This is a genomic window from Comamonas kerstersii (assembly GCF_008801935.1).
Taxonomy (GTDB): domain Bacteria; phylum Pseudomonadota; class Gammaproteobacteria; order Burkholderiales; family Burkholderiaceae_C; genus Comamonas; species Comamonas kerstersii.
Genome location: NZ_VZOT01000007.1, coordinates 25,861 through 51,768, shown reverse-complemented (window position 1 = coordinate 51,768; position 25,908 = coordinate 25,861). Strand labels below are relative to the sequence as shown.

Genomic DNA, 25,908 nt, shown 5'->3' with positions numbered 1-25,908 from the left:
GGCATGGATAAAAGAAAACCCGCTTTGAGCGGGCTACTTGTTGCGCATGAGTGCGTAGATCAAAAGGCAGGCTATGACTGGCACCAGCCAATCCAGCACGCTTGGCACATTCCAGATGCGGGGGTCGAAACCACCCCACTGAGGCATATTGGCGCGCAGGCCGAGGCCGAACTGCTCTATCCAGCGGTACTCGGCTTGCGTGTGCTCACGGGCTATCCACCAGATGCAGGCAGCAGCACCGCCCAGCCACCAGTTGCCGGTGACTTTTCCGACTGCAAGCTGTGCAGCAACTGCAATCAGGGCGTGAATCAGAGGCGTGAAGTCCATCATGCAGCTCCAAAGAAAACACGCGCTGGTGTGCTGGGCTGCTCGATCTCATATTGTTCAAGCCCAGGCACGCTGTCGCTCAAGTTGATGTGAAAGCCCGGCAGCGGTGCCAGTTCTGAATATTCACCCTCTGCTGATTTAAGCATTACACCTGTAGGGCGGCAAATAACTCCAATTACATCGACTGCAGCACTGCCAATATATGCAGGCCAATCATTATCTTCAGTCAGATATTCAGAGAATGCGGCGCGGGCTGCGGACTCGGAAATAAAGCGTAGGAATTTCATGCTGTGAGCCTTTGCACGTTCTGAGTTGTTAGTGTTCTGCTGTACAGAGCAACTCTTGAAATATAAATAGCACCAGCCACCCCTGCCGCTGGCGAGTTTGTCATAAGGTCTAGGTGGGTTGTGTCTTCGATAGCTTTAGTAGCTGCTACGTCTGGAGAAACTGCCCCAAGAAACCCAGACCTGATTACATCGTCGCCCCAAGAGATGCATGCACGGAAGTCTCCTCCTCGCGTGACTGCAGCTCCTGGTGGAATAGCACTAACCGCGCCGCCTTCTACGCCCCGTGTATAGCCACTTCTCACCATGGAGTTGTTTGAGGCAATTACGTAAGGGGCACCAATATACGCTTGAGCAACTGGGCCTCTGGCACGTAGAGGGAATGAAAAGCCCGAGCTAGGGGCACCAAGAAACTGGCCACTGACCAGCATTGCACCTTTTACCTTCGACTGCGCATACAGCACACTGACCGAGTCAGCAGCTCTCGTCACTGCACTACCTTCTGTGGGGATGTAGCTTGTGGGGAAGGAGCCGACCTCTACCTGTAGTCCAAATAACGAAAACTCAGCACCACCTGCTGAGGTGATGATGATGTTTTGATTAGGAGATGTTGGTGTAAAAACGGCACTTACTCTGGTCCACTTGCTACTTGGTGCGAAAGATACATTCGTCCCACTTGACGCCTCTCTTACGGTTACTGTGACTGCAGACTTAAGATAGAAACTTACTGAATAACCAACATTCTCCAGAGGAATAACGGCCAGTAATCGAAGATTATCCATACCAGAACTGTTTGTACTATTACTTGCGCCAGTAATTGAAACAGCATTATTTGAACCGTCAGGTGAAGGAATGCCACTTACTGCCGTTGTATTACCATTAAGCTGTACCTTCCTGAATACCACACCCTTTCCTGAAGGGATAACTGAAGGGTAGACGAGGTTAGTCCTCGACTCTTCCACCAAAAGCCCCAAGCATTTCCCCGTCTCAGGGTCATAATCAATGCGCGGCGTATTCGCAGGCACTACCCGCAATTTACCGTCAGGCCCATAGCACGTAGCGCTACTTGCGCGGGTACATTGAATACGCGGGTCAACACGCCCGGAGTTTGCAAAATCCAGCAGCAGGCTGGGGCGAATATCTGGCAAATCTGCAATCGCTGTCATGCGTAAGTCTCCGTGAGGGTGCGGATCACTCCGTCAAGGCCGTGGAACTTCTTTCTGAGCTGGGTGTTGCTGACCCACTCATGCCATACATCACCGGGCTGGCTATCGCGGGTGTGCTGTGTCACTTGCGTGGCACCAAGCACATCGAGAAACGCCAAGGTGCCCAGATGCTGATTGCTGGGCAGCTGACCAGGAGCTGAGCCCACATTCGCCAGCGCAACGCAGGCTGCAGCCAGGTTGTCGATGGCGGTCTGCGTGGCGGTGCTCACAGGCAGCTTTTCCACAAACACCCCGGTGGGCGTGCCATCCGCTGCAATCTGTAGCCGCACTACGCCGCCGGTGATGAGCTGCAGGATGTCGTTACCGGCAAAGCGGATGCCGGTGTTTTCATCAGCAGTTCCGCGCAAGCTGGGGGCGGCTACTGTGCCTGCGGCGAACTTGCCCTTGCCTGCGCCATCCCGAATGGCTGCGTAACTGGCAATCAGCTCTGCAGCATCGGCTGTGAGCTCTGCCAAGTCTCCTCGCGTGGGCATGATGGCGTAAGACTGTGCAGCGGCTGTCGAGCCCTTGTAGTTGGGGCTGATGCGCATGCTGGTCGCACTCAAAATCTGCGTGATTTCGTAGCACTGGCCGTCGGGGCCGAGGAAGGTTTCGCCAAGGGCTGCGCCTTCTAGCCAGTCTGTGCCCACGCCCGTGACTGCAGTACTGTTGTTGGTCACCGTTGCGGTGCCGGTTCTATACCACCCCATTACTCACTCCCTTCTGCCGGTGTTTGCGGCCAAATGATGTTGTGCGGATCTGTCTGCAGCGTGATGTCGCGCAAGGCCTGCCGGTAGACGATCCAGATAGGATCAAGCGGCACGCCATGCTCTTGCGCTCTGACGACGCGCCAGTCGGTAGCAGCCAGCAGCTGGTCGCGTTGTGCTCTCACATGCTCCCAAGCGGCTGCGGCTTCTGCATCAGCGTCTGTCACCCACTGATGTGTCTGCCAGTCCCAAGTGGCCAAAGGGCTGGGGCGCTCCGGCTTGGTGTGCCACACGCCATCTGCCCACCAGTCGCCTGCAGCGTGCCCCTCAATAAAGGTGCTGCCTGGCTCAAGGTTGAGCGCCACTTGATCAACGGAGCCAGACAGCTCGCGCACGGGCGCACCATGTGCATCAAGTACGGTGATGCAAATTTGTGTCATCGCTTTAGCTCCATCGCGGACATGCTGCGGTGCCGCACGGTGATGTTTACGTCTGTGTCCATACCTGCGACCGTCAAAGTGATGGTGTAGGTGTTGGTGCCGCTGGGCGGTGTATCGACCATGGGCAGCAATGCCACAGGCCCTTCTTTGATCCAAGTGGCGTACCCGTAGCGCATAGACGGGGCCTCCAGCTGACTGGCTGCTCCGTACTCTCCACGAATCTCCAGCCTGCGCACCTCCGAGCCGTTACGCCTCAAGCGCACCGTGCAGCGCGGGTTGTAGGAGCTGGTGATGCGACCATTGGCCACTTCAAGACTTAGACCCGCCAAGATCAGCACCTTGCCCCCAGACGTGCCCACATGCACTGTCGCGACAGTGGTCTCCGTGTCGTACCGGAAGCTCAAGACGGCCGTTTCATATGAAGCCACAGAGCTTGATACAGCGCCATTCACCAAATGTGATGTGTTGATGATGTTGCTAGCAGTCAAGGTGCCACTGAAGCTGCCGCTTGCGCCGCTGAGCGCACCTGAGAAGCTGGCCGAGCCATTGCCAAGGATTGACAGCCCCGGCACAGACAGCACAGGCTGACTGCCCGTGGCCTGCAGGTTGAACGCGCGAGTGCCATCAGTGCTGCGGATCTCCACAGAGCCATCGCTGCCGAAATTCACTCCGCGCACGCCAGCCTGGTAGTTGCTGGAGCGCAAGTAGTTAGAGCCAATGCTCCACCCACCCACCGTGCCAGAGGTTGCGTAGACAGTCCCGCGCACGATCACGCCGGAGAACTCTGCTACGCCGTCTGGGCGCAATGTCCAGCCACTAGAGCCAGACACATAGTTGGACGACTTCAAGCTGCCACCAATGACGCCATTGCCTGCCGTGAGCTGGCCAGCGCTGATGGCGGTGGCTTGAATCTTGTCAGCCACCAGCGTACCGAAGCGGCCCCACAGTGCAGTGACGTTGTTGATGTACGCGGCATCCATATAGACGCCAGCTGGCACAACCACGCCATTCACGGTCTGCGCTGTTGTCTGCACACTGAAGGGCTTGACGTTGGCCACGCCGGAGCCGTTAGGTGCTGCCACCCAAAAGCTGTTGGCCAGCACGCCGAAATCGATACGCGCGCCTGCGGTCTGGCTGGAGGTGCCCGACAAGCCAAAGCCGCCGATTACCTGCTGCCCACCTTGGCCAAGCTGCATGCGCACGGTGTACTGAGCACCCAAGTGCCCCGTCTCATTTGCGCGCACACTTTGCTCCGTCTGAATGGCAGCCACAGCGTTGTTGGCAGTGGCTTGCGCCTGTGCCGCCGCGGCAGCCGCATCGGTGGCCGCCTTGTCAGTGACTGCTACCCATGCAGACCCATTCCAGCGCTTGGGCGTATTGGCACCACCCGTGGTGTCAATCCACAAGTTTTGCGCCAATCGGTCAGCCACAGCCGGTGCAGACGACCCGAAGATCACCTTGCCCTTGCTGCCTGCTGCATCACTTGCCGCTTGCGCAGCAGCCAAGGCAGCACTGTGATTGCTGGAGACGGTGGCAGCCAGTGTTTGACGTGCAGCAGCCTCTGCCTGGTCGCCACTTACTCGGGCCTGCTGCTCCTGCTCGACAAGGGCAAGCAACGCGGCGTCCTCCTGATCCAGCCTTGCGGCTAATTGCTGACGCTGCTGCGCTTCAGCTTGCAAACCTTCGGTGATGGCCGCACTCAGCTCAGTCCGCGCAAAAGCCAGAGCCTCTGCTGCCTCAGAGCGATTGCGCTCACCCGTCAGAATGTCACGCAGCAGCGCCTCTGCCGCCTTGTCCAGGCGACGTGTGGCAATCACAGTTTGCGTAATGCTTGGCACATCTAGCGCATTGAGAGTTACCTCTGCACTAGATATACGGTTTTCAAGCCCCTGCTGCGCAGACTCCCACTCCGAGCGTGTAACGCGCAAAGCGATCTGGCCAGACAGGGCATCCAGATTGTTTTCAGCCGTGGTCAGCCGCACCAGCGCTTGCGTCAGCTCTGCCGCACTGGCCTTTTGAGCCAGCTGGCCGTTGACGCTGTTGAGCGCCTGCGTCACCGAGGTCACGCGTGCATCCAGGCCTTCGTACAGCAGCAGGTCTGCGGGGCTGAGTACTGCTTCAGAAATCTTGCCGTCTACGTATGCGGTGGTGGCTTTGAGCGCCAACTGGCCCTGCACTGCATCCAGCAGCACCTCCAGCTGCGTGACCTCATCACGCGTGGCTTCAAGCCCTGCGATCTTTACCGTGCCGGTGTCTGGGTCTACATAAACCCCAGCGTCCGTGATGCGCTCCAGCGCCCTGTCTGCTATCAGCAATGCCTCAAGTGCTTGCCGGGCTGCAGCGTCAATCTCGTCGCGCTTTTGCACATCGGCAGCAGCCAGGGCGGCCGTGGCTTGAATCAAGCCTGTGGCAACACCCAGCTCTGGCCGCCCTACATCAAGCACGTCAATCATGTCAACGCGGCCAGACAGGTCTTCATGCAGCTGGCTCTGGGTGATCTGGCCTTTGAGCACCTCACCCAGGGCAGCCGCGTCTTGCGCGGTCTGCGCAGCCACCGGGCCTGCCCAGTCGCCAGCTACACCGTCTTGCGTGACATTGCGCGCCCAGACATAAGCAGTGCTGCCCAGCGTCCACTCAAACGATGCAGGCCCAGCATAGGCTTCCGCAACCTTAGTGGCGTCCGCGCGGTCTGCTGTCGCGCCAGCCCACACTTCAGTACGGCTGTGCCCGTGGCCTTGGGTGTAGTCCGGCGCATCCCAGCTCACCTGCACCGTGGCAAATGCACCAGTGGCAGCCAGGCCTGTTGGCACAGGTGGCGGTGTCACGTCTGGCTGCTGCACCTGCTCAAAGCTATCGCCCAGGTTGGCTACAAAGCGCACCACCCCAGAAGAAAGCTGGCCCGCAGTGTCAATGGCTCGGATGCCAAAGGTCCACAAACCAGCCTCGGGGCGGGTGGTCTCAAACTGCGCTTTGTATACATCGTCAGGCTGGCCCAGCGGGGTCATGTCATCCCACATGGCCGTGCTCAGTGCTACGTCACCAGGCACATAGCGAATCTGCACGCCTGCAAGTGCTGGCGGCTTGTCGCCTGTGTACTGCCACGCAAAGCGGCGCAGACCACCGGCCAGCTCTTGCACAGTGAACTGATCCACATTGCGCGGAGCACGTTGCACCATAGTTGTGATGTAAAGCACCGCAGCAGACTGCCCCACTTGGCCACCAGCATTGAAGGGGCGCACCTCTACCAGCCACTCACCCGGCCCATCAATACGAAAGCGTGTGCGGCTGCCCACGGCGTTGGCATCGACCAGCTGCAGCTCTGAGCCGTCCACACCTGCCCACACCTGGGCGTGGTCGTAGTCGCCTTCCGCATCCCACAGGGCTGAAAGCTCGTACCACTCGGTGTCACCCTGCACGTTGACATGCTCTGTCACGCGCAGGTTTTTGACAGACGCACGGGCATGCTGCGGCAGCACGGTCTGGCTGGGCGCAGGCACATAAGTGCCGGTGAGCACGTAGTCCCAGAACTCTGGGCCCTCTGGCACACAGGTGACTTTGGCGCCCTTGAGGTCTTGCTCAGGCTCCATGCCGACCACTCGCACACGGTAGCCGGGGGTGGCTTTAAAGTCGTAGCACCACAGCGTGTCGTGCGCATCGTCACTCTCACCGGGCAGAGCTACGCCAGCAGGCCATGCGGTAGTCAGCACCAGTGTGTCGCTGGCCTGTGCCAGCGCCTGCACGGCAAACACGCGGTAGTCGCGGTCGCCGGGCAAACGCAGTCCAAGGTGTGGCGAGGGCAGCGGCGGCACAGGCTCATCCAGCTGGATGAGCACCTGCCCACCGCTGCGCCAAGCACCCATCACGCGGCCACCGTAGCCCCACTGGGTGAGGTCGTGGCTCACAGACAGAACGCTCAAGCGGCGGTAGTCCAGGTGCTCAATGTCTGCGCCAAAGTGAATGGTCTTGTACTGGTACAGCGACTGCGCCAGGTGGTAGCGCGCCATGATGGCGGCATGGGCCTCGGTGGTCACGCCCTCGCCTTTGATGCGCGCGGGATTGAGCGCCGTGGTAACGCCGGGCGCTGCTACGCGCAGTGTCTGAGTTTCCCAGTTCTTCGCCCGATCCACATACTGGTACTCGATACCGTCAGCCGCATTGCTCAGCGCGTAGTACACGCTGAAGCTGGCTTTGAGCATGTTGGCCATATTGACCACAGCAGACACAGGCTGGCCCGCAGAGACAAACACCACGGTGGGGCGGCTGCCGTCCGTCCATGAAAACTCCCCCATGCCCGCCAATGCCACCTCTTGGCAGAACTCCTGCAGGCTCATGCTGCCGGTGATCCACTTGTCGTAGGTGTAGCCCTTGGCCGTGCAATGCAGCATGAATGCCTTCAGGCCATCCATGTCAATCTGGTCATCACTCAGGCCAAAGCCAAACTGCAGCTTGCCCTTGTGCCAAATGCCGCGCAGGGTTTGCAAGATGATGGCGCCAGGGTTGGAAAGGCCGTTTTCACGCGTGGTTGCTGTCACCCATGCCGAGCCATTCCAGACGGGCATTGGCTTGGCGCGGTAGGTGACGCGCACGGTATCGAGTGCACCCGACAGCTGGCCAGTGGCCTTGATCTTTATGCCAATGCGGCCAAATGCGCTGTAGTCCGTATTGTCTGGCTGCGTAGAGCGCAGCGACACCCAGGACACTTGGCGAAAGCCATTCGTGCCATTCTGGTCAGTGCGCGCCACCTTCTTTTGCTTCATGCGGACTTCGTACTGGCCTTCATCAACAGGCTGCTGCCACGTCACGCGGCGGGGCTCTGCCTTGTTGTTGCCAATCCGCTTGACAGAACCTGTCAGCACGCGCCATTCAGACGTGCCTACCTTGCGGTATTGCACTGTGATGTCAGAGTGCGCCCACAGCAAGCCCTTGTTCCCCTGCAAGTACATGACGTACTCAAGGTCAACCGCCAGCTGGACTGCGCCAGGCGAGCTGGTACGCGTGACCCAGGTTTCATCATCATCAATGGCGCCACCAGCCAGGCTGTCCATGTTGCTGGACAAGGGGATCTTCTGGTTTGGCATGCCAGAAAACCCGTTGTAGTACACATCTACATCTTGGTAGCTGCTGATGGGTGTGTCGCCAATGGCCAGATCAGCCGCGCTGTGCACGTTGATGCCGCCAAGCAAGATGGTGCTCAGGTACTGATCTTCAGACTGGTGCCAGGTGTAGGGCTGGCTGGCCAGGTCCGGCGTGACGCGCATCTCGCCCCACAGCACTGGCACGGGCTCATAGGCGCGGGCACTGTTGCGCTGGCTGCGCAGGCTGTGCACCTCGCGTGCAGCGGCCATGCCATCGCCTGCCTTCGGAACCTTGGGGCCCAGAACTTTGTTAATGACGATAGAGCCTGCAATAAAAACACCAGCAGAAAAAGCCGATGCAGCAAAGCCTGTCAAAGCCAATTTTCCCGCAGCCCAAGGTGCAAACCATGCGAGCGCAGCAACCGCCACCAGCTGCACAACTTGCTTGCCCACGGTTGCACGACACGCGATGTGCATGCCGTTCTTGGGGTAAGTCTTGGCCCACATACGGCGCGGCACCACAGCGCCGCCAATGCTCACAGCCCACGCGCCAGACTCAATGCCGGGGACGTGACGGCGCAGGAATGCCAGCAGGCTCTCACCCTCTTGCAGATCACAGGGGATATTCTTTTGGCCGTCCAGCGTCAGCGCGTTGGGTGTCCAGACAAAGCGGCCCTGTGCATCCAGCACGGCGTCAATCTCAGCTTTGGTCACTTCCATCGGTAATACCCTTCCACAGTCAGCCCAAGGCTGGACAAGTCCTGCAAGCGGTGCAGCGTGCTGCCCCCTTGCATCCAGGCGGCTGTGTGCAACACGTGCGGCGCGTAGTTGATAAAGAAAAAGGTGCCAATGTGGCCTGCGGTGGCTGCGCCCGGCTCGCGCATCAGCACGGCGTCGCCGTCTTGCGGGTGCTCTACGGGGTCGGCCAGCTGGTCGCGGTAGGCATCAATGGCCGCGTCTTGCTCTGCAGGGTGCAAAGGCCGTGGACGCTTGCCAGCCAGAAACACGGTTTTGCCGAACAGCTCGCGCTGCACAAGGATTGCCAGGTCGGCGCAGTCCATGCGGCGCGGGCAGTACGGCAAGCCAATAAAGCGGTCCAGGTCCATATCAGAAAATCCCCGGCAAGGTGAACGGGTCTGCAATCACTTTGCAGGCGGCCTGGCGGCTCAGGTGGTCCACGCTGCAGGTGGCAGATGCGGCAGCGCCGGTGATGCTGATCTGCGTCATGGGCAGCCAGAATGTGTGCACATGCTCATCTGGCCGGTCGCGCGCCACGATGATCAGCTTGGCCATGGTGGTTGTGCCCGGCTGCAAGCGCTCCAGCTCATCGCTGAAGCCGCGGCCCACGTTGTCCATCTGTAGCTGCATGCGCGGCGCTTGACCGGATACGTCATCTGGCAGCGTGAAGCGAAACGGCAGCGCGATGTAGCTGGTGCCACGGCTCACAAAGTCCTGCACGTCATTGCAGATATGCATGGGGCCAGAGAAGCTGGGGTTGGTCACCTCCAGTAGCTCCACATAGCCCACGTCGTCATGCAGGCGCTGGTTGCGAGTGCGAAAGGTTTCTGTCATCGCAGGTACTCCAGTGTCACCGAGCGCTTGGAGTGACCGTAACGGGCTGCCAGCGGCTGCAGCTGCCCAATGTCCCCGCCCTTGAACCGCACGCTGCGGGTGATGCCATAAAGGCTGTCGTACCAGTCAAACCAGCCGATGCGCTTGATGGCGTCGAAGTACCAGTCCTCAAACGCCACCGCGTCTTGCCGGGTCGTAAAAAACAAAGTGGCCGCCACATGGACGACCACCCTGCTTTGCCCGACCCGCATCTTGGGCAGGCCTTTTTCCATCTCAGAAACAACAACGCCGGGGTCAAACTCTCGCCCGGCACCGTCTCTGAGCAGCTTTACATAGCTTGGTAGTGCTGCCATATTTATCCCTTTTCTCCATTCAAGCCATGACTGATAAAGCCAATCTCACTGGGTCGCATGAATTCAAAATAGGCGAAACGACGTACATCCGTACAAACGTCAAGACCGACTACGAGCTCACGATGGGGGATGGCACAAAGATTCACATCACCGTCTTGCCGGGGCAAATGTTTGGAATCACGCCGAGCGAACATTCCACAGGCCCAATTGACATCGCAATCGTCAATGCAGAATTTGGTCGCGGCCCAGATGGACTGACGCTTGTAAAAAACGATTAACCACGATCTCGCTGCAGCAGTGCCTGGTGCATATCGCCATGCCGCCCCGCTACCTGTGATGCTGCAGCGCGAACAGCCATGGGGGCAGCCAGCGCTGCTGCCTGCTCTACCACCACTCGCATCACGCCAGCCTCCAAGCTAGCGCTTTGCACACGCATAGGCTCGCCGTTGTTGATGATTTCAACCTTTGCGATTTGCCCAGGCGCTGCAGCACTGCCACCACCCCCAACCAACCCGCCATTGGCATAGCCATTGAGGCTATTGAGGTAGCCAAGGCCCAGGCGCTTGGTGGCAGCAGCGTTGATGACGTACTCACCTTTGTGCACGATGCCTGCAGGCTCGTACTTGCCGCCATCACCGGTATAGCCACCAGTCCAAAGGTTTTTAGGCATCTTCAGCCCTTGGCCTGCATTGCCGCCCGATGTCGCCGTAGCCGCAGCGCCGCCGCCAAACATACTCATCACGCCATTCATCACAGTGCCAAGCAGGCCGCCCTGCCCATCGCTGCCCACCATGGCGGCACGAATCTGGATGCGGATGATGTCTGCAATGATCGAGTTGGCAAGGCTTGTAAAGTCCATCTTGCCGGTCATTGCAAACGACACCAGCGCATCCTCCATACCCTGAAAGGCTTTGGTGAATAAGCTGGCCGTGCTTTCTGCGACGTTGGCTGCAGTGTCCGCGTAGTTCTCCCACGCTCTGGTTGCGCCGTTGCGCCAGTCGGACTCGGCGGCAATGCGTGCAGCTACGCCTTGCTCGTAAACCGCCAAAGCCTGCTGCTCTGCTGCTGTAATGATGGCAAGGCGGTCGTCGTACTGCTTTGCCACCTCGGCAGTAAGTGCGCCCCCGGCCTGCATTTCTGCAAGGGCGCGCTGGTTTGCGAGGTCTCGCCGATCATTTGCAAAGCGATCCGCCACACCAAGCCGCCCCTGCTCATCCGAGCGCCAGCGGTCCCCGCGCCCAACGCCTCTCACAGCAATGGAGCTAGCGCGGCTGATCGAGTCGATGTACTCATCTGCCGCCTGCTTTGCAGCCAGCAGCGCCGCCTCTTGCTGCTTGGCAGACGCTGTTTGCTCAATATTGAGCACCTGCAGCTTGCCTGTAGCCTCCAGCGCAATGCGCGCCATCTCGGAGCGGTTCTCTGCAATGCGCTGGTCACGTGCAACAGCCTCTGCGCCAGCCAGTGATTGCGCCTGCAGTGCGGCGTTTTCCTCGGCCAGAGCAGAAAGCTGCGCCTGCTTGTTCAGTTCAATAAAGCTGCGCTTGGCATCGTAGTATTCCTTCTCGCTCATCAAGCCAGCGCTGCGGCTGGCCTCCATGACGGATTCAGACACGCTGTAAGCGCTGGTCAGCTCACGCAGGGAGGACTGAATCTGTGCAACAGCAGACTGGTGCAAGGCGGCATTGAGGCGGTCGGCGTCCCTGGCTCCGTCGTTGCCACCATTGCGCCTTTGAAGGCTCTTTGCGCGCTCGGCGTTGAGCTTGGTCACGGCTGCTGTGTACTGCTCGTGCGACATAGCGCCGACCTCTAGCGCCTTTGCGTAGGTGTTCAGGTCGTCGGTGAACTGCTTGGTGATGCCATTGTCACGGGCAGAGATGTCCAGGAGCTTTTGCTGAGCGGCATTCAGCTCTCGATAGTAGTTAACGCGATTGCCGCGTGTGTTGCCTGCCTCGGCATCGCGGAGTGCCTCAGAGGTAGACACCGTGCCAGTCAGGGCATCCTGCGCAGCTTTGGCCTCGCGCAGCTTGTTAACATAGCGCTGAGCGTCGTTGTATGCCTCACGCAGCATTAAATTGCTGCTTTTTTGCGCGCCACGCGCAGCAAGGGCAGCTAGGCGATCTTCCGCCTCCTTTAGCTTCACGCTTACATTTTGGACCTCATAGCTCACAGCATTGACCGGATTCAGGAATCGCATTACCGCACCCGCTGCGGAGAGCATCTGCCCTGTGAATCCATCGCCATCTTTGCGCGCCTGCTCCATGGAGAGGGAGACATCATCCATGGCATCCGTCAGGATGTTGATCTGTCCTTCCCAAAACTGGCTCACGCCCGAATCGCCAAGGTTCGCCTTCATCCGATCCATGGCACTGGCATAGCGATTGGTTGCCGCATCCAGGCGATTGGCTGCTTTCTCTGCTGCATCACCCAAATGCTTATTCAATGCATCGGCAAACTTTGGCAAAAAGTCATCTGCCACGACTTGCCCTTGCTCCAGCATCTTGCCAAGCTCGGCGGTAGTAACACCCATCGCTTTTGCGGCGATTTGGAATGCCCCAGGCAGGCGTTCGCCCAGCTGCCCGCGCAGCTCCTCGGCCTGCACAGTGCCTTTTGACACCATTTGCTGCAATGCCAGCAACACGCCTGAGCTTTGGTCGGCTGACAAACCCATTACAGCTGATGCCTTGGCAATGGATTCAAATACGTCTTTTGCCTTTTGCCCTTCTAATGCAGTGCCTTTAGCAGCTGCTTGAAAGCCTTGGTACGCCTGGGCGGTGCTGGCAAACTCCAAGCCAAGGTCCTTGGTGATGTTGCGCAAATACTGTAGCTCTGCCGCGCCATTGCCTCCAGATGCGAAATCAAGACCAATCTTGAAGCGCTCAAGCTGCGCGCTCGCGGCGTACAGCTCGGAAAACATCTCCTTTGCCGCGCCACTGATCTCACGCACCGCCAGTGCCGCAGCAGTTGCAGAAATGGCTGTCAGTGCACCGCCCAACTTCTGTGCTGCACCAGAAACACGCCCAAGCTCTCGCGCAGCATCGTCGCCATCTATACCCCGCAGACCCTGCCCAGCCTTTCGCGCGCCGGCATTGACCCGATCCATCGACTGCTCAACCTTGGGGCCAACGCCAATCAACTGCTCCAGGCTTTTAATACCGCGCTCTACGCCGTCTGTGTCAACTTTGATGCCAATGGCTGCTACGTCTTGCGTCATAAGCGCTCCAGAAATGCAAAAACCCGCCGAAGCGGGTTTGGGAAAATTTAACCACCCGGAGGCGGCGCGGTTTATGTTTGAGGTATGAGTGCCGTCTGGCAATGCTTGCACTTGCGCGCATCTTTGCGCACAAGCTCCCGGCAATCAGGGCAGTGAACATGGGTTTCCGGGGTTATCGGCTGACCAAGCTCGTCACGCGGCCATGCTGCATCGCCTGCTTTTCCGGCGATTGCCACGAATACAAAGCCAACAAGCGGGGACAAAAGCAGCGAAAACAGCATCCAGCCCCAAAACGACCTGCCGCGCTTGCTGGCCCAGACTCCAACCGCAACAGACAGCAACAACCACAGCAGGAATATTTCCATCACGCCTCCTATCAGATAGGCGCAATGCTACAAGCCATGCCGCTATTCGCCAAGTCTCCAGGGCGGCGTCTGCTCACCCTTCTTGTGCGAGGCAACCAGCGCGCCATGCTCAATAGCTCTCACATCTGCAAACAGCTTGTGCTGCTCTTTTTTCTTGAGGCCCAGGCTCTTGATGCATGCCAGCACAGCGGTGTAGTCCAGGCCTGTGATGCCGTTTGCACCCGTGCGCCACTGCGTTTCGCAAAAGTCCTTAAAGAACAGAACCGCCTGCCAGTGGCAGGGCCACACCGCCACATCGTCGGGCAGGTAATCCTCCAGCTCAAAGCCTTCGGCCACCTCTGGCGCTTGCCAGCACATCACCCACCCGACATCCATCAGTTTCCCAGTCGCACGCGCTCGTATTCGCGGAAGTAGGCCTTGATGACTGCGCCTGCAAAGCCAGGGTGTTTGGCTTGGGCTGCAGCGATGTTCTCGGCAGTGAATGCGTCCGGCAGCTCCCAGCCGCTGGCCACCTCCTGCACGGCTGCCACATCAGCCACCTTTTCTTCGCGGAATTTCTTGTCCAGCGCGGCCATTTCTTCAGGGCTTCGGGCCTTGAAATTCACCTGCAGCTCGGCATCAGGCAGGCCCAAGCGGGGAATGAGCACAGGCAGTGTGAACGAGGCTTCTGCGGCCAGCGTGAACTTGGGGCGAGTCTTGTCTGTCATTGTCTTGTCCTTGTGAGCGGAAAGTAAAAGGCCTGCCGCACCCTCCCCGCTCAAAGGGAAGTGGCACGGTCAGGCGCAAAGGGGTAAGCCTTACGACTTGTAGCGAATGGAGCGCGCCTTGCCGGACACATCCACGCGAACGCGGTTGATCTGGCCTTCTTGGCGAATCTCTTCTTCGTTCAGGGCCACAGTGCAAGGCAGCAGCGTGATCGAGCCATTGCGGTTGATCGTGCGCATGATGGTTGTGGTCTGCACTTCGGTCAGGTCCAGCAGCGCGTTGTAGCCGGGGGTGTCGATGGCGTCCGAGTCGATTTCCATGGTGCGGGACACCGGGGTCCAGCCATCATTGATTTCGTACTCGTTCTCATCGTTTTCATAGCGGTACGTGACCTTCTTGGCCTCGCCACCGCTGGTGCTGGTGCTGAGCACCTGGTCAATGTCCACCCATGTGATGGCTTTCTTGACCGAGCCAGCGCCGCCGCCCGGAATGTAGAACTCCGTGTTGCTGGTATTGGCCTTCTTGCCTTCAAGTGTGAAGGTATCGGCATCCACCGACTTGACGCGGAACGAGCGATTGTTCAGGCGTGACCAGCCCGACTCGATCAGCACAATGTCACCAGCGGCAAGGTCGTGACCGGGAGCGGTGCACACGGCCTCGGTGGCGTTCGAGATGGCGGTCACTGCGACTTCTTCAGCAAAGACTGTGCAAAGCGAGTGACGTGCGCCAGTGGGCAAAGATGGCATATTTGCCTCCTTCTAAAACAACAAAACCCGCACAAGGCGGGTCATGGATTGGGTAAAGCCCTTGCGGGCAGCTAGTCGGCTAGGCCGTCGTCCAGCGGATGGACACAGGAATGCGCAGCCACCCCTCATCGGGGTAAGCCGTGCCAATGTCTGGGGAGTGGTACACCGTGACAGCGCCGCCAGCGAACTCCAGGCGCGTGCCAAGGGCAAAGTGCTGGGCAATCTTGTGAGCCAGCTCCAGCGCCGCCACCTTGCCACCCCCTGCCGGGTGAACTACCGTCACTTGCAAGATGCCGCGATCTTCCCGAACGTCCAGCGATTCAGCATGGTCGATGGGTGTGTTGCGCAGCTGGTTGACTTGCAAATACGCTTGGCCGACTGTGGGCGTGAACTCCACGTCTTCCCAAGCAATGGACGGCGCACCCGGCAGGGTCAACAAGTGATCCTCCAGCGCTTTGTCGATGAAGTTTGGGTTCATTTCAGCTCTCTGGCGGCCTTAGCCACCGCTTGGGCGTAGTTCTGCACGGTCAGCTTGACCATGCCAGCAGGGGCCTGCTTGGAGTAGCCATGCTCCAGGCGCATCGCATACGGCAGGCTATTGGTGATGAAGATGGTCTGCCCTGGCTTCCAGCCATCCACCTGCGTCTTGAGCAGGGTTCTAGCTGTTCCTGCCGATGGGTCCGCATTTCCGCCTGTGGCCGTAGACATAGAGCCCATGGACGTCACCCAGTTGTTCTTAAAGCGCCCAGTGTCTACCGGCGAGCGGTCAATCAGCTGCCCACCAATCTCCAGCGCCGCCTTGCGCACCACCACTTCAGCCTTGTCGCCCGCGGCCTCGCACAGCCTGCGAAGATCAGCAGCAAACCCCATCACACCCCCCTCAACTGCAGGATGTAGAGCACTGGAGCACCTGCAGGAGCCACAGCGCCCACGTTCACGACTGTGAAGGTCTTGCTCTGCCCTAGGTGCATAGCCGTGACTGTATGCGCCGTGCTGGGCGTGACCGCGATCTGCGCAGCCAGCAGCAGCTTCTGGTCGCCGTGCAGGATGTTGGTGCCGTCGATTTCCCGCTGGGTGTAGTCCAGCAGCACGCCAATGCCATCAGCAGTCGTTGATGGATTGGCTGGCACGACGCCCACACCAGGGACGTAGCCGCCACCAGTGCCGGGAATGTTCAGCGTCACCGCCTGCCCTGCCTCCTCGATGGCTGCCAGCGCATCGGCTGCGATTTCGTCGTAGTCGATAGCCATGGCTTACCCCCGCACCAGCTTCACACCCAGCGCATTACCCTCGGTCAGCCCCTTGAGCAGCGCATCAATCACCGGGTAGGCGGTCTTGCCGCCTTGCACCCCTTCTGCCCAGGTTGTGGTGATGGGACCCACGGTCTGAGAGGTCTTGACGCGGCCATCGGTGTCCTTGACCAAATCACCCTTCAGCGCACGCGCAGCAGCCTCGCAGCACGCCGCTTTTACGCTGGTGTGCACAGGGTCCAGGCACTCAGGCTTGATGCTATAGCTGGTCAGCAGAAACTGCGTGGCCTTGCGCAAGGCGACCTCGCCCTTGGCATCATCCTCTGTCCAGGCGTGCCCGAAGTCCACCATGTACTGCGCCGCATCCTCCAGGCTCACCAGTGAATCAAAGCCCACATCGGGCGCGACGATCAGTGCCATGGCTTACTCCTTGGTGGCTTCTGGCTCAGGCTGCACGGGTTGCTGCTCAGATGCAACCTGCTCCTGCTTGGCTTTACCCTTGGTTTTGGCCTTGGGCGCTTCTGGCTCAGGCTGCGCAGGCTTCATAGGCTGCTGCCACACAGAGGCGCGAATCATATCGATCAGTTCAGGCATACGCCCTCCATGAAAAAAGGCCCCGAAGGGCCTTGGTTTACAGGGTGCGCAGGAATGCAACCGGCACTTGCTTGCGTGCAAACACGCGATCCCAGGTTGTGCCGGTAGCCAGCACTGTGTTGCTGGGGTTGAAGGTGGTGGCCTTGTACTTGAAACCCGCGGGGTGCAGGATGAAGTGCTGGCGGCTGTAGATGATCTCCTGGCCTTCGCCGTTACCAGCATCAGGCACGCGCTCCACTTCCATGGGGTTCTTGGGAGTGCCAAAGCCCATACGCAGCGTGCCGGACTGGAACAACACAGCCAGGTACTTGAATGGATCTGCCTCTGTGCCAGATCCAGTCACAGGCAGGCCATCATCCACAATCACGCGGCGGCCCAGGTAGGTGGGGAAGTTGATATTGGCTTCACCATCGCGCAGGTACTGGATCAGCTGGCGCTTTTGCAGGTTGGCGTACTGCACCGAGTGCATGGCGATGCTGTCCAGGTCATTCAGGCGATCACCCATGGTGGCAGTCGCGTTGATGATGGCATCACCGGCAATGGTCTTGTCGGTGGCCGTAGATGCGCTGTGGTCGTACAGCATGTCGCCGCTGTCGTTGGCCGTGTTGCCAGCCAGCACGCCATTGAGCACAGCAATGGCCGCAGCCTGGAAGCGACGAGCCCAGTAGCTGGCAATGCGCGAGCGGATGGTTGCCACAGGGTCAGGACTGTGCAGCGCTGCCACCAAGTCCATGCTGGACCAGGACTGGTTGCGCATCAGCTTGACCGCGATTTGCTCGCCACCAGTGACCTTCTTGGGTGTGGACTTCTCAGTATCGTCGTCGCTGGACGAGTTTTCAGTGTCGTTGCCCAGGTCGTTCATGTGACGAATGTGGAAGGTCGAGCCTTCACCAGAGGCCAGGCTTGCCAGCACATTGTCCTGCGCCACGATGCCAGAATTGAAGAAGGCAATCAGCGCGGGGTCTTCCAGCAGGAAGTTGGGCGTCCACAGCTCAGGGACGATCAAGTCAGAAAGTTTTGTCGTTGCCATAGTGTTCCTTTGTCATTAACGGTTTTTGGCTGCCATGTGTTGCTCAGTGAGCGTCATGGTTGTCTTGCCCGCAGATGAACTGCCCGCACCGGAGCCGCTTGCGCCAGAACCCTTCAAGATGTGCTCCTTGTTGGGATAGGCATCGACCAGTGACAGCAGCGCCTCGTCGAACCCGGCAGGCTCGCTGGGGTTCGCCTTGCTGTAGATGGCTTGGCCGTTCTTGTCGTAGGCCACAACACGCCCGTTTTCGACCTTGAACGCAGAGCCAAAGGCTGCTTGCACCAAGTCGGCGGGGATGGCCAGCTTCTCCGCAATCACTTTAGAGCGTGCGAAGTTACCGCCGATCAGCTCGTTGTGCAGTTGCTGCTCCAAAGCCTGCTTGGCTTTTTCAGCTTCCGACAGCTTGCTTTCCCAGTTCTTGGTGATCTCAGCGCGCACCTTGTCCACCTCGCCAGCGTCAATCAGCTTCTTCTGATCCAGCTTGGTTACAGTGTCCAGCGCCTTGGCTGCGGCCTCCGGGTCAATGCCTTCAAACGCCTTGAGCGCCTTTTCGGCCGCCTCAGCGCGTTCGCGGTGGCCCTTGGCCTCGCCGTTCAAGCGCTTGATAGCCGCGGTAGTCTCCACAGCGTCAAAGGCCACCTCTTGGCCGTCGTCGGTGACATAGACAGGCTTGCCGTCTTGCACGACGACATGACCTTGCGCGTCCAGCTTGAGTTTCATCTGCTTGCTCTTTCCGGCCATCCGGCCTGTGCTTTGGGCTATCCAGCCCGATGCGCCCTACTTGGCATCCACCGTGTTCGGGCATGAAAAAACCCACCGGGATTGCTCCAAGTGGGTGGGAATAAAAAAACCACCCGAAGGTGGTCAACTCGTTTCCAGCGAGAAGTAATCAGAGAGGCAGCGCTACTTGCGCTTGGCTTGCCAGATGCTCAACACGCTGCTCCAGTGGGCTCTTGCGCAAGCGCCACTGATTCAGGCCGCGACCGCACAAGCTGGCCATGGCCTTTTCGCTGGTGTACTCCAGCCAAGCCTTGTTGAACTCCTGCTGCCAGCCTTTGCCTGTATTCAGGTGTTCGTCGAGTACATCCAGCGCCCACACCCGGAACTCTTTGGCAACAGCAGTGCGGGCAAACATGCCCAGCAGATGGCAGCCACGCAGGCTAAAAATGCGCACTTCCTGCATGCCGCCAGCGGTCTGCATCTTGACCAGAGCAGTCATATCTGAGCGGAATTCGTCGGCGTGGCGGCGGTACAGCGTGTTCATCTGCCGTACACCGTTGTCAAAGGGTGCATCACTTTGATCACCCCCTTTGGCGTAGAGCACCCGGGCCACATCCTGCAGCGTCAAGTACGGCTGGCCGCTGTGCTGGATGACATTGAACTCAAAACCATTGAAGGTCAGTTTGCTCATTGGATTACCTTTTCAACGATGGAAACGAAAAAACCGCCTCGGTGGGCGGTTGCTTAACGGCTGCTTGGCAGCTCTGTAATAAAAAAGCCAGCACGCGGCTGGCTTGGGTTATTTGGTTACTGGACTTGCCCCATTAGCTCGGCAGCGTCCTTTTGAAATTGAAGGGCCTCGCAGGCCATGCAGCGATAGCCGCCTTGGCCATCCTCCCATCCGTAGACCTCACCCCTATACCAAGACAGGACGGCTTGGCAGTGGCTGCACTCATGCTGCTCTTGCATCACTTCGCCTCTTTCAGCTTTGGTCGCCTTGGCTTTGGCTCTTTAACGATCTTCGGCTTTGGCGGGATCAGGTCAACGATCACGCCGCGCTTGTAGCAATGCGGGCAGATGCCCTGCTCGATCACCTTGCCGGGCTTGATTCGCCCATCCACCACCATGTCACCGCTACGGATGGTCATGGTGTCGCGCCCACCGCAGCGACTGCACTGCAACATGCCATCAGGGCGCGGCATCTCCTTGATGCGCTCGACCAGCGTGGTCTTGCGATCAGGCGGCAGAGCTGGCGGGACTAGGTAAAGGGCCATCAGCCCATTGTGCCTACAACCCCGCTCTCTTGAAAGCCTCCGCATCGCGCTTTCGCAGGTCATCCAATGTCAGCAGTTCGCCGCGGGCGCTATACAGATCAGCCATGCCCAGCTTGCCATCGCGCAGCAGTCGCGCCCTGGTTGGCCCCAGCACTTCATCTTGGCGTGCTGCAGACTGTTTTTTTATCCAGTCCGCATAACTGGTGTCAGCCGGAAGCTGGCCGTCCATGCTTGCCCGTGTCTTGCCGTCCACCACGATCTCTGGAATGTCGATGCCCAGCTCCTTGAAGCTCTTGAGCACCGGCACCTGCCCGGAGCGGCAGCGCCAATGCAGCCTTCCCGGCCCAGCGCCCCATGGCACCTTGTGCCCGATGGGCTTGTGCGTGTCGGGCGTGTAGAGCTTGCGGTCACGGATGCGGCACTGAGGCGATGTGCGCAGATCCAGCGTTGCCGACCATTGCAGCGCCTTGATCAGATCGCTGTTGGCCTCCATCACTTTGTCTTGTGCCTTGCCCGCATAGTGGCCCACGGCAGTCCGCACCACAGCTTCCACGTCGCGCCGGTCTTTCTGGATCAGCCCATCCTCGTAGCCCTTTGCTCTGGTGCCGCGCAGCTCTCGGATGATCTGGTCGGTCGTCTTGCCTTCCACAAAGCCCTGAGCGATGGCTTGCTTGACGCGCTTCATCTTGGTCGCGTCCAAGTCCTGCCACACATCGCGCAGCAGCACGCCCTGGAATGGCTGGGCATAGGCCGCGCTATAGACCTGCGCCACATTGACAGATGCCACATGCACGCCCACAGGGACATGCTCGGCCAGCATCTGCGCCTGGTAGCTCACCTCGTAGGCTACAAAGGCTTCCAGCTCCTTGTTCAGCTCTTGGCCGAGCTCTTTGTACGTTGCCGCGCTCATGATGCGCACGCTGGTCAGCAGGCTCTCCAGCCGCTCCATGGTGAAGGTCGTGGCATCCATGCCATCCAAAGCCACAGCCAGCTCTGCCATAAGCCGGGCATCTGAGCGGTTGAGCACGGCCAGCAGGCGATGCAGCACGCCAGTCGTGTAGCCCTGCAAGGCGACCTGGTGTCGAATGGATTCGTCTTGCAGCAGGTCGTTGATGCTTGGCATTACTCAATTCCTCTGGTTCCCAGCGATGGCTCGGCCTCTTTCGCCAGTGAAGCCTCTGTGTCTGCATCCAGATCAGGGCTCAATACAGACCTTCGCTGCATCTCCTTGAGCGCCGTCACCTTGGTGATCAGCCCACCCTGCGCCATGGTCACGACCAGCTGCGCCGATGCATCAGACAGACTATTGGCTGCAAAGTCCTTGAACAACGCCACCGAACCACCCCCACCCGCGCTTATCCAGTCTGCAGTGAACTGCAGAGCCAGATCCAGTGCGTCTTCGAAGTTCTCCACAATGCGCTGCAGCTGGCTCTTGTTGGCTTCGGCGTCGTTGCTGGCCTCGGTTGCTGTGCGCTGGCCGGGTGTTGCCACCAGCAGCTCCGCGCCGGTCTGGATCATCTGCTGCTCCAGCGCCTCCAGCTCAGTGCGGCCCACGGTTACAGCCTCGGCAGAGCCTTGCACCACCTTCGCATCAGCATTTGGCGGCAAACGCAGGGCCATGTCAGAGGCAATGGTGATCTTGTCATCCGTTGTCAGGCCGGTGAATACCAGCAGGCGCTTACGAGCAAAGCGTGCGCTATCGTCCTGGTCAGACTGGTGCTGCCAGTGCTTGATGTTCAGGTCAGCCAGCCCCAGCAATGGCGGCATGCCATGCATCAACCCCAGGCGCGTGCCATACAGAGGCGCAAACGGGATATAGGGCAGCGTGGTAACGCCGTCCTCTTCCAGCACATAGGCAGCCTTGCCGCTGTTTGCACGCTCTCTCCACAGCTCCCAGCGGCCTTGGTACAGCACGCGCACGCAGTTCACAGCCTTGGTGCCGTACTCGCCATCTTTCTCTTCCTGCACTTCCTTGATGCGCAGCTGGGTGAATACCACGCGCCCGCCTTGCATGGCCGCCTTGTAGCCCAGGATCTGATCGTGCCGCACATAGACCCAATAGGGCCGCGCCCCTAAGCGCTCCTCGTCAGCCTTGGTCTTGACTTCGCCATCAGTGCGAGTGAAGTCCACCAGAATGCCGCCAAAGCCATACTGAATTGCGCCAACGGTAAAGGCATCCGAAGCAAAGGCATGCAGGCTGCGGCCTTCGCCATCGATGTCATCCAGCAAAGCCTCCACAGCAGCAGGTACGCCGTTCAGCGTCAACTCCTTGGAAAACGGCTTGCCTGCCATCACCCCACAGGTACGCTCAAAGGCAGGAAACAGCGTAGAAGTGCTGAGGCGGTACTCATAATCCTCATCGCTCTCGCTGGGTTGCTGCGGCAGATAGGTTGTCTTGGCTGCGCGCATGGCAGCAGTGCCACCCAGCAAAGCGTCAATCTTGGGCCAATGCGCGGCCATCGCGTCCAGCTTGGGGTCGCGTTCATGTACTTGCAGTGCCATAGGGACTCACATTCGGAATTGCTGCACCTGAGCTGTCTTCTTGACGATGGGCCACAGGTAAGCGATCGGGTAGCCTGCCGCGTCGTTCAAGTGGTCAAGGCCATTGGACTTGTCAGGCTCGCCGTTTTTGTCATAAACCTGCTGCTCTAGCGACTCGGTCAGCTTGGGGCAGCGCAGTGTGTTGACCTTCAGGCGCCGCACGCCGTCACCATTACAGATCAGGGCGTTCACAGCGTTGATGCGGTCAGCCACCGCAGGGTTGGTCGGGTTGGCACGCACCGTCAGGCCGTGCTCACGCAGGATCGAGAGATCTGACTCGCTGGCGTTCTTGGAACTGCTGTTGCCGCCCGAGGCATCCGGGTACACCGTCACGGCATGCCCTTTGGCTTGGAATCGGTCACGCAGCAGCCTTGCCATGTAGGGCGTGTCGCGCCCGTCCGTGATCTCTTCCACAGCCACCGGCCAGCCATCACGCTCCACGTAGACCACCGCAGACATTTTCAATCGGTTGAAGTCCATGCCCACCATCAAGGGCTCACCCTCCTGGATGGACTCGAGGCTGTTGTTCAGCACCCGGTCAAAGTCTGGGTAGATGCTGCCCGAGGCCAAGTTAACGAACTGTCCGCGCAGGTACGCCGCAATCAGCTGCTTGGGATAGCTCTCAAACAGCGATGGAATGTAGTCCGCAGGCAGGTTCTTGGCGTTGTCGTAGGTGCTGGCCTGAATCAAGCCATACAACCCGGCCAGCGAAGGCTTCTCAGCTGGCGCCTTCTTGAACTGCTGGTAGGTGAACTTGAACCCTTCAGGGGTTGTTGTCACGTCCACGCCGTTTTTCAGCCCATCCACCTTGTAGCGCATACGGGCAATGATCTTGCGCCATGCCTGCTCAGCCTTGGGCGTGGCCATCACGTCCAGCTCGTCCACCAAGGCATGCCCGATCTTGAAGCCCACAATCGACTGCGGCCGATCCATCGAGCGGCAGATCACCGTGGCGCGGTACTGTCTGCCCGAGTAGAAGTCCACCTCTTTGTTGGACTCCTTGATGTCTACGCGCAGCCCCCAGTCATGTGCCACTTCTTCAATCGTTGGGTAGAAGATGTCCCGAATCTGCGGAAAGCTGGGGGCAAAGTAGCCTGCATTGATGCGCGGCCACTCCCACGCATGGGCACACAGGCCAGCGCAGCCCACCCATGTTTTGCCAGAGCCAAAGCCCGCCACAAAGGCGCGGTACTTGGCTTCCAGCGCCAAAAACTTGGACTGAGGGACGTTAAGCGTCGGCATCGTCGGCCCTCGCGTCTACTACGTTGACCACCACTTTGGCGGGAATGGGCTTGTCGTCTTCGCCATCCGTGCCTTCAGGCTTATCGCGCCACTTCTTGGGCTGACGGTTCTTCAGCCAGAAGATGGCCGCCGTGGTGTCTGGTGGGTAGTGTTTCACCATTGGGGTGATCACCACCTTGTTGTTTATGACCTTGATGTCGCTGTCCGGGTGTTCATAGCCTGTTGCCCGGTGAAACAGCTTGGCGGCCACCTCAGCATCAGCCAAGGCCTTGCCACCCTTTAAGGACTCAAGAAACTCAGGATGCGCTTTCTTCCAAGCATTAAGGGTCTGCTCGGAGACGCCAAAGAACTCGGCCAGCTCTTTGTCGATCATCCCTAGCTTGCACAGCTTCTTGGCCTGCTCTGCGTATTCAGGCTTGTAGCGTGACGGCCGGCCAGTCGCTTTCTTAACCGGCGCAGCCTTCTTTGCCGGTTTGGTTGCCATGGCTGGGCCTTAAATGAAAAAACCACCAGAAGGTGGCTTAAAACAATTATTGAGAGCTAAGGTCGACTTGCTTTCTTATCGCATTCATCAGAACAGTAAAAGCAAAGTTGCTGGGATGGAAGGAATCCATTGTCACCTCAGAACCATCCTCAAGCGGGAGTCGTGCACTTGAGGAATATGTAGGCATGTAGACCTTAAGAATTACTGTTGGCTCATTCGCACCGGACTTCATGCTGGAAAAAATCATCACTCCCGCAAGGTCTATGCCAGTGGCATCCCATCCAAGCCGAATGCTGGAAACCCCTGCAAACGATCTAAGTTCAGCAGTGTTAGCCTTCTCATCAAAAACTAGCGATAACCCTGGTACATAGGTAGCGTACTCCTTCGCAACTTTCACCATCAGATCAATAAGACGCCGGTACTTTGCCTGCACTGTTTCCAAAGAATCCGCGCAATTGGAGACTTTGCGCCACTCATTCTCAATTACCCCAAATCCTGACATGAACGCCCCCTGTATGTGGATGGGTTTTTATCTTATCAATCCTGTCTTCCATAGCAATGCACCAAGTGCGGCCAGAAGTCGCCCGCATAGATCGGGTACACCGAGCGAAAGCGCGTTGGGTATACATCAATCTCGCCCAGGTCTCTGAGGCTTATGCGTATGGGCTGATATGCGCGCCACACAATGCCAGCCTCGACATCCACGCTGGTGACGTGCTGCAGCTTTTCGCCGGTATCCATGCAGATGATGTCTGTGCGGGCCATGAACGTCCTCGAATATTGGTGCCAGCCACAGCCAAGCGTGAACCCTTGGGCGCTTTGAGGCGTGTGGGCGTTGCTCGGTGTGGCTGGCGTAAAAGAATCTGGGCGCCCTTGAGGTCTTACGCCGAAGCGCAGGGTGCTGCCTGTTCGCTGTGTGCCAGCTCCGCGACAGCTCGCGGCCGATTTTTCGCGCCATCAGGCCACTCAGGCGCGACCCCGGCTGACTCGGGGGAGGAATGCGGGAGCCACCACCAAGGACTGCACCCCATGCCGATGGGTATGCTTTGCCGGGTGGGCTTGGGGGTGGCAGAAACAAAAAACCACCCGAAGGTGGCGTCAGATATTCACAACATCGCCTCAGTAGGATTGGAAGCTCCTACACAACCAACCTATTGAGGAGATGAAATGGTGGACATCAGTACAGCAGAAGGTCGTGAGCAATGGATCATTGCGAACATTCAAGCTCAGCATGCCGTCATTAGAGCGCTTGCCGATGCGAATGACTCAAACCCCGCTTTCATAGAAGCTCTCAAAAAGCTGCACAACCTACGCGACTCAAACTATACGAACTCCACAATGTCCGATGCCAGCATTGATGAATACAACAAAACCATCCGCGACTTGGTATCACCCAATGCGCGCTCAGCTCTTGGATAACTCGGCATCATCAGCCGCCCGCGCAGCTATCTCACATTCAATTGCCCCAGCAGCAAGGGCACCATAAGCCATACCAAAGCCTTCGATTTCCCCAGTCCGGCCCATTTTCAGGCTGTGCTTGGAATTGAGCTTGCTCACGCCTAAGCGCATCTCCAGCGTCTTCACTCGCTGCTTCAGTGATTGATTGCGGGATTTGCGTTTGGGCATATCGACTCCAAGAATGAAAAAAGCCCACCGGAGTGGGCAGGTGCTGACCAAGATCAGTCAGGAGACAACTGGATGCGCCGGCAGGACTCGAACCTGCGACCTCCAGCTTATGAGGCTGGCGAGCTACCTGCTGCTCCACAGCACTGGAAACAAAAAA

32 protein-coding genes and 1 tRNA gene are annotated in these 25,908 nt (G+C 58.8%); 2 read left to right on the top strand and 31 right to left on the bottom strand.

The features are described 5' to 3' along the window. Positions 1-33 precede the first annotated feature (33 nt). The 9 genes from F7P80_RS11225 to F7P80_RS11185 are packed head-to-tail and all read right to left on the bottom strand — an operon-like array spanning position 34 to position 9,963. A complete protein-coding gene (locus tag F7P80_RS11225; RefSeq protein WP_151044812.1) occupies positions 34-327 on the bottom strand; it encodes a hypothetical protein in 294 nt (97 codons plus the stop codon). Beyond that, positions 327-614 carry a hypothetical protein gene (locus F7P80_RS11220; protein ID WP_151044810.1) on the bottom strand — a complete coding sequence of 96 codons (288 nt, stop codon included), beginning with the start codon at positions 612-614 and terminating at the stop codon, positions 327-329. Before F7P80_RS11220 ends, F7P80_RS11225 begins: the two co-directional genes overlap by 1 nt. Continuing rightward, positions 611-1,777, bottom strand: coding sequence for a phage head spike fiber domain-containing protein (locus tag F7P80_RS11215; protein WP_151044808.1), 1,167 nt, complete (start codon positions 1,775-1,777; stop codon positions 611-613). The genes F7P80_RS11220 and F7P80_RS11215 overlap by 4 nt, the downstream gene beginning before the upstream one ends. Continuing rightward, entirely contained in the window at positions 1,774-2,526 is a 753-nt protein-coding gene (locus F7P80_RS11210; protein ID WP_151044806.1) for a hypothetical protein, read from the bottom strand. Before F7P80_RS11210 ends, F7P80_RS11215 begins: the two co-directional genes overlap by 4 nt. Next, the gene (locus tag F7P80_RS11205; RefSeq protein ID WP_151044804.1) at positions 2,526-2,963 is read right to left on the bottom strand and encodes a phage tail assembly chaperone; all 438 of its coding nucleotides are present in this window, start codon (positions 2,961-2,963) and stop codon (positions 2,526-2,528) included. Before F7P80_RS11205 ends, F7P80_RS11210 begins: the two co-directional genes overlap by 1 nt. Then, entirely contained in the window at positions 2,960-8,758 is a 5,799-nt protein-coding gene (locus F7P80_RS11200; protein ID WP_151044802.1) for a host specificity factor TipJ family phage tail protein, read from the bottom strand. Before F7P80_RS11200 ends, F7P80_RS11205 begins: the two co-directional genes overlap by 4 nt. After that, positions 8,749-9,144, bottom strand: coding sequence for a hypothetical protein (locus F7P80_RS11195; protein ID WP_151044800.1), 396 nt, complete (start codon positions 9,142-9,144; stop codon positions 8,749-8,751). Before F7P80_RS11195 ends, F7P80_RS11200 begins: the two co-directional genes overlap by 10 nt. 1 nt (position 9,145) lies before the next feature. Beyond that, positions 9,146-9,610, bottom strand: coding sequence for a DUF1833 family protein (locus F7P80_RS11190; protein WP_054067860.1), 465 nt, complete (start codon positions 9,608-9,610; stop codon positions 9,146-9,148). Further along, positions 9,607-9,963, bottom strand: a complete 357-nt coding sequence (locus F7P80_RS11185) for a hypothetical protein (RefSeq protein ID WP_249041446.1) — start codon at positions 9,961-9,963, stop codon at positions 9,607-9,609. The genes F7P80_RS11190 and F7P80_RS11185 overlap by 4 nt, the downstream gene beginning before the upstream one ends. Before the next feature lie 26 nt (positions 9,964-9,989). Here F7P80_RS11185 and F7P80_RS11180 point away from each other — a divergent pair, with 26 nt between their 5' ends. Further along, a complete protein-coding gene (locus F7P80_RS11180) occupies positions 9,990-10,241 on the top strand; it encodes a ligand-gated ion channel (RefSeq protein WP_151044798.1) in 252 nt (83 codons plus the stop codon). Here F7P80_RS11180 and F7P80_RS11175 read toward each other — a convergent pair. The 20 genes from F7P80_RS11175 to F7P80_RS11085 all read right to left on the bottom strand — a co-directional run bounded on the left by F7P80_RS11175 (position 10,238) and on the right by F7P80_RS11085 (position 24,890). Further along, on the bottom strand, positions 10,238-13,174 hold the full coding sequence (locus F7P80_RS11175) for a phage tail tape measure protein (protein WP_151044796.1): 2,937 nt from the start codon (positions 13,172-13,174) through the stop codon (positions 10,238-10,240). The genes F7P80_RS11180 and F7P80_RS11175 overlap by 4 nt on opposite strands. Positions 13,175-13,245: 71 nt before the next feature. Further along, entirely contained in the window at positions 13,246-13,539 is a 294-nt protein-coding gene (locus F7P80_RS11170; protein ID WP_151044794.1) for a zinc ribbon domain-containing protein, read from the bottom strand. A 42-nt stretch (positions 13,540-13,581) separates the two neighbouring features. Continuing rightward, positions 13,582-13,914 (bottom strand): DUF1799 domain-containing protein, encoded by a 333-nt coding sequence (locus F7P80_RS11165; protein WP_151044792.1) that lies wholly within the window; start codon positions 13,912-13,914, stop codon positions 13,582-13,584. Continuing rightward, positions 13,914-14,246: a phage tail assembly chaperone gene (locus F7P80_RS11160; protein ID WP_151044790.1), complete on the bottom strand. Its 333-nt coding sequence runs from the start codon at positions 14,244-14,246 to the stop codon at positions 13,914-13,916. The genes F7P80_RS11165 and F7P80_RS11160 overlap by 1 nt, the downstream gene beginning before the upstream one ends. A 90-nt stretch (positions 14,247-14,336) precedes the next feature. After that, positions 14,337-14,990, bottom strand: a complete 654-nt coding sequence (locus tag F7P80_RS11155) for a phage tail tube protein (protein ID WP_151044788.1) — start codon at positions 14,988-14,990, stop codon at positions 14,337-14,339. Positions 14,991-15,069: 79 nt separating this feature from the next. Beyond that, positions 15,070-15,468: a DUF4128 domain-containing protein gene (locus F7P80_RS11150; protein WP_151044786.1), complete on the bottom strand. Its 399-nt coding sequence runs from the start codon at positions 15,466-15,468 to the stop codon at positions 15,070-15,072. Further along, positions 15,465-15,860 carry an HK97 gp10 family phage protein gene (locus tag F7P80_RS11145; RefSeq protein WP_054067849.1) on the bottom strand — a complete coding sequence of 132 codons (396 nt, stop codon included), beginning with the start codon at positions 15,858-15,860 and terminating at the stop codon, positions 15,465-15,467. Before F7P80_RS11145 ends, F7P80_RS11150 begins: the two co-directional genes overlap by 4 nt. Beyond that, positions 15,860-16,240, bottom strand: a complete 381-nt coding sequence (locus F7P80_RS11140) for a hypothetical protein (RefSeq protein ID WP_151044784.1) — start codon at positions 16,238-16,240, stop codon at positions 15,860-15,862. Before F7P80_RS11140 ends, F7P80_RS11145 begins: the two co-directional genes overlap by 1 nt. Positions 16,241-16,243: 3 nt before the next feature. Further along, positions 16,244-16,660, bottom strand: a complete 417-nt coding sequence (locus tag F7P80_RS11135) for a DnaT-like ssDNA-binding protein (RefSeq protein ID WP_151044781.1) — start codon at positions 16,658-16,660, stop codon at positions 16,244-16,246. A 3-nt stretch (positions 16,661-16,663) separates the two neighbouring features. Next, a complete protein-coding gene (locus F7P80_RS16765) occupies positions 16,664-16,834 on the bottom strand; it encodes a hypothetical protein (RefSeq protein WP_170265367.1) in 171 nt (56 codons plus the stop codon). Between the two features lie 37 nt (positions 16,835-16,871). Beyond that, entirely contained in the window at positions 16,872-17,864 is a 993-nt protein-coding gene (locus F7P80_RS11130; protein WP_151044779.1) for a major capsid protein, read from the bottom strand. A gap of 15 nt (positions 17,865-17,879) precedes the next feature. Beyond that, the gene (locus F7P80_RS11125) at positions 17,880-18,584 is read right to left on the bottom strand and encodes a DUF6651 domain-containing protein (RefSeq protein WP_054067878.1); all 705 of its coding nucleotides are present in this window, start codon (positions 18,582-18,584) and stop codon (positions 17,880-17,882) included. A 169-nt stretch (positions 18,585-18,753) separates the two neighbouring features. Beyond that, a complete protein-coding gene (locus F7P80_RS11120; RefSeq protein ID WP_151044777.1) occupies positions 18,754-19,275 on the bottom strand; it encodes a hypothetical protein in 522 nt (173 codons plus the stop codon). 277 nt (positions 19,276-19,552) lie between these two features. Beyond that, on the bottom strand, positions 19,553-19,858 hold the full coding sequence (locus F7P80_RS11115) for a hypothetical protein (RefSeq protein ID WP_151044775.1): 306 nt from the start codon (positions 19,856-19,858) through the stop codon (positions 19,553-19,555). A gap of 13 nt (positions 19,859-19,871) precedes the next feature. Continuing rightward, a complete protein-coding gene (locus tag F7P80_RS11110; RefSeq protein ID WP_151044773.1) occupies positions 19,872-20,981 on the bottom strand; it encodes a phage minor head protein in 1,110 nt (369 codons plus the stop codon). Further along, a complete protein-coding gene (locus F7P80_RS11105; RefSeq protein WP_249041445.1) occupies positions 20,981-22,360 on the bottom strand; it encodes a DUF4055 domain-containing protein in 1,380 nt (459 codons plus the stop codon). The genes F7P80_RS11110 and F7P80_RS11105 overlap by 1 nt, the downstream gene beginning before the upstream one ends. Positions 22,361-22,366: 6 nt before the next feature. After that, positions 22,367-23,641, bottom strand: a complete 1,275-nt coding sequence (locus tag F7P80_RS11100) for a terminase large subunit domain-containing protein (protein ID WP_151044771.1) — start codon at positions 23,639-23,641, stop codon at positions 22,367-22,369. Beyond that, positions 23,628-24,125 carry a terminase gene (locus F7P80_RS11095; protein ID WP_151044769.1) on the bottom strand — a complete coding sequence of 166 codons (498 nt, stop codon included), beginning with the start codon at positions 24,123-24,125 and terminating at the stop codon, positions 23,628-23,630. The genes F7P80_RS11100 and F7P80_RS11095 overlap by 14 nt, the downstream gene beginning before the upstream one ends. 46 nt (positions 24,126-24,171) lie before the next feature. Then, the gene (locus F7P80_RS11090; protein WP_151044767.1) at positions 24,172-24,627 is read right to left on the bottom strand and encodes a hypothetical protein; all 456 of its coding nucleotides are present in this window, start codon (positions 24,625-24,627) and stop codon (positions 24,172-24,174) included. Between the two features lie 35 nt (positions 24,628-24,662). Then, the gene (locus F7P80_RS11085; RefSeq protein WP_151044765.1) at positions 24,663-24,890 is read right to left on the bottom strand and encodes a hypothetical protein; all 228 of its coding nucleotides are present in this window, start codon (positions 24,888-24,890) and stop codon (positions 24,663-24,665) included. A gap of 402 nt (positions 24,891-25,292) precedes the next feature. On the opposite strand from F7P80_RS11085, the gene F7P80_RS11080 reads away from it, so the two are divergent. Then, on the top strand, positions 25,293-25,544 hold the full coding sequence (locus F7P80_RS11080) for a hypothetical protein (protein WP_151044763.1): 252 nt from the start codon (positions 25,293-25,295) through the stop codon (positions 25,542-25,544). Here the strand turns inward: F7P80_RS11080 and F7P80_RS11075 are convergent. Continuing rightward, the gene (locus tag F7P80_RS11075) at positions 25,530-25,751 is read right to left on the bottom strand and encodes a hypothetical protein (RefSeq protein ID WP_151044761.1); all 222 of its coding nucleotides are present in this window, start codon (positions 25,749-25,751) and stop codon (positions 25,530-25,532) included. The two genes, F7P80_RS11080 and F7P80_RS11075, sit on opposite strands and share 15 nt — an antisense overlap. A gap of 69 nt (positions 25,752-25,820) precedes the next feature. Continuing rightward, positions 25,821-25,896, bottom strand: a tRNA-Met gene (locus F7P80_RS11070). Between the last annotated feature and the right edge of the window lie 12 nt (positions 25,897-25,908).

What these genes read in the sequence shown, in the direction of transcription:
- F7P80_RS11225 (WP_151044812.1), bottom strand. Translation starts at nt 327, where the DNA reads ATGGACTTCACGCCTCTGATTCACGCCCTGATTGCAGTTGCTGCACAG.
- F7P80_RS11220 (WP_151044810.1), bottom strand. Translation starts at nt 614, where the DNA reads ATGAAATTCCTACGCTTTATTTCCGAGTCCGCAGCCCGCGCCGCATTC.
- F7P80_RS11215 (WP_151044808.1), bottom strand. Translation starts at nt 1,777, where the DNA reads ATGACAGCGATTGCAGATTTGCCAGATATTCGCCCCAGCCTGCTGCTG.
- F7P80_RS11210 (WP_151044806.1), bottom strand. Translation starts at nt 2,526, where the DNA reads ATGGGGTGGTATAGAACCGGCACCGCAACGGTGACCAACAACAGTACT.
- F7P80_RS11205 (WP_151044804.1), bottom strand. Translation starts at nt 2,963, where the DNA reads ATGACACAAATTTGCATCACCGTACTTGATGCACATGGTGCGCCCGTG.
- F7P80_RS11200 (WP_151044802.1), bottom strand. Translation starts at nt 8,758, where the DNA reads ATGGAAGTGACCAAAGCTGAGATTGACGCCGTGCTGGATGCACAGGGC.
- F7P80_RS11195 (WP_151044800.1), bottom strand. Translation starts at nt 9,144, where the DNA reads ATGGACCTGGACCGCTTTATTGGCTTGCCGTACTGCCCGCGCCGCATG.
- F7P80_RS11190 (WP_054067860.1), bottom strand. Translation starts at nt 9,610, where the DNA reads ATGACAGAAACCTTTCGCACTCGCAACCAGCGCCTGCATGACGACGTG.
- F7P80_RS11185 (WP_249041446.1), bottom strand. Translation starts at nt 9,963, where the DNA reads ATGGCAGCACTACCAAGCTATGTAAAGCTGCTCAGAGACGGTGCCGGG.
- F7P80_RS11180 (WP_151044798.1), top strand. Translation starts at nt 9,990, where the DNA reads ATGACTGATAAAGCCAATCTCACTGGGTCGCATGAATTCAAAATAGGC.
- F7P80_RS11175 (WP_151044796.1), bottom strand. Translation starts at nt 13,174, where the DNA reads ATGACGCAAGACGTAGCAGCCATTGGCATCAAAGTTGACACAGACGGC.
- F7P80_RS11170 (WP_151044794.1), bottom strand. Translation starts at nt 13,539, where the DNA reads ATGGAAATATTCCTGCTGTGGTTGTTGCTGTCTGTTGCGGTTGGAGTC.
- F7P80_RS11165 (WP_151044792.1), bottom strand. Translation starts at nt 13,914, where the DNA reads ATGGATGTCGGGTGGGTGATGTGCTGGCAAGCGCCAGAGGTGGCCGAA.
- F7P80_RS11160 (WP_151044790.1), bottom strand. Translation starts at nt 14,246, where the DNA reads ATGACAGACAAGACTCGCCCCAAGTTCACGCTGGCCGCAGAAGCCTCG.
- F7P80_RS11155 (WP_151044788.1), bottom strand. Translation starts at nt 14,990, where the DNA reads ATGCCATCTTTGCCCACTGGCGCACGTCACTCGCTTTGCACAGTCTTT.
- F7P80_RS11150 (WP_151044786.1), bottom strand. Translation starts at nt 15,468, where the DNA reads ATGAACCCAAACTTCATCGACAAAGCGCTGGAGGATCACTTGTTGACC.
- F7P80_RS11145 (WP_054067849.1), bottom strand. Translation starts at nt 15,860, where the DNA reads ATGGGGTTTGCTGCTGATCTTCGCAGGCTGTGCGAGGCCGCGGGCGAC.
- F7P80_RS11140 (WP_151044784.1), bottom strand. Translation starts at nt 16,240, where the DNA reads ATGGCTATCGACTACGACGAAATCGCAGCCGATGCGCTGGCAGCCATC.
- F7P80_RS11135 (WP_151044781.1), bottom strand. Translation starts at nt 16,660, where the DNA reads ATGGCACTGATCGTCGCGCCCGATGTGGGCTTTGATTCACTGGTGAGC.
- F7P80_RS16765 (WP_170265367.1), bottom strand. Translation starts at nt 16,834, where the DNA reads ATGCCTGAACTGATCGATATGATTCGCGCCTCTGTGTGGCAGCAGCCT.
- F7P80_RS11130 (WP_151044779.1), bottom strand. Translation starts at nt 17,864, where the DNA reads ATGGCAACGACAAAACTTTCTGACTTGATCGTCCCTGAGCTGTGGACG.
- F7P80_RS11125 (WP_054067878.1), bottom strand. Translation starts at nt 18,584, where the DNA reads ATGAAACTCAAGCTGGACGCGCAAGGTCATGTCGTCGTGCAAGACGGC.
- F7P80_RS11120 (WP_151044777.1), bottom strand. Translation starts at nt 19,275, where the DNA reads ATGAGCAAACTGACCTTCAATGGTTTTGAGTTCAATGTCATCCAGCAC.
- F7P80_RS11115 (WP_151044775.1), bottom strand. Translation starts at nt 19,858, where the DNA reads ATGGCCCTTTACCTAGTCCCGCCAGCTCTGCCGCCTGATCGCAAGACC.
- F7P80_RS11110 (WP_151044773.1), bottom strand. Translation starts at nt 20,981, where the DNA reads ATGCCAAGCATCAACGACCTGCTGCAAGACGAATCCATTCGACACCAG.
- F7P80_RS11105 (WP_249041445.1), bottom strand. Translation starts at nt 22,360, where the DNA reads ATGGCACTGCAAGTACATGAACGCGACCCCAAGCTGGACGCGATGGCC.
- F7P80_RS11100 (WP_151044771.1), bottom strand. Translation starts at nt 23,641, where the DNA reads ATGCCGACGCTTAACGTCCCTCAGTCCAAGTTTTTGGCGCTGGAAGCC.
- F7P80_RS11095 (WP_151044769.1), bottom strand. Translation starts at nt 24,125, where the DNA reads ATGGCAACCAAACCGGCAAAGAAGGCTGCGCCGGTTAAGAAAGCGACT.
- F7P80_RS11090 (WP_151044767.1), bottom strand. Translation starts at nt 24,627, where the DNA reads ATGTCAGGATTTGGGGTAATTGAGAATGAGTGGCGCAAAGTCTCCAAT.
- F7P80_RS11085 (WP_151044765.1), bottom strand. Translation starts at nt 24,890, where the DNA reads ATGGCCCGCACAGACATCATCTGCATGGATACCGGCGAAAAGCTGCAG.
- F7P80_RS11080 (WP_151044763.1), top strand. Translation starts at nt 25,293, where the DNA reads ATGGTGGACATCAGTACAGCAGAAGGTCGTGAGCAATGGATCATTGCG.
- F7P80_RS11075 (WP_151044761.1), bottom strand. Translation starts at nt 25,751, where the DNA reads ATGCCCAAACGCAAATCCCGCAATCAATCACTGAAGCAGCGAGTGAAG.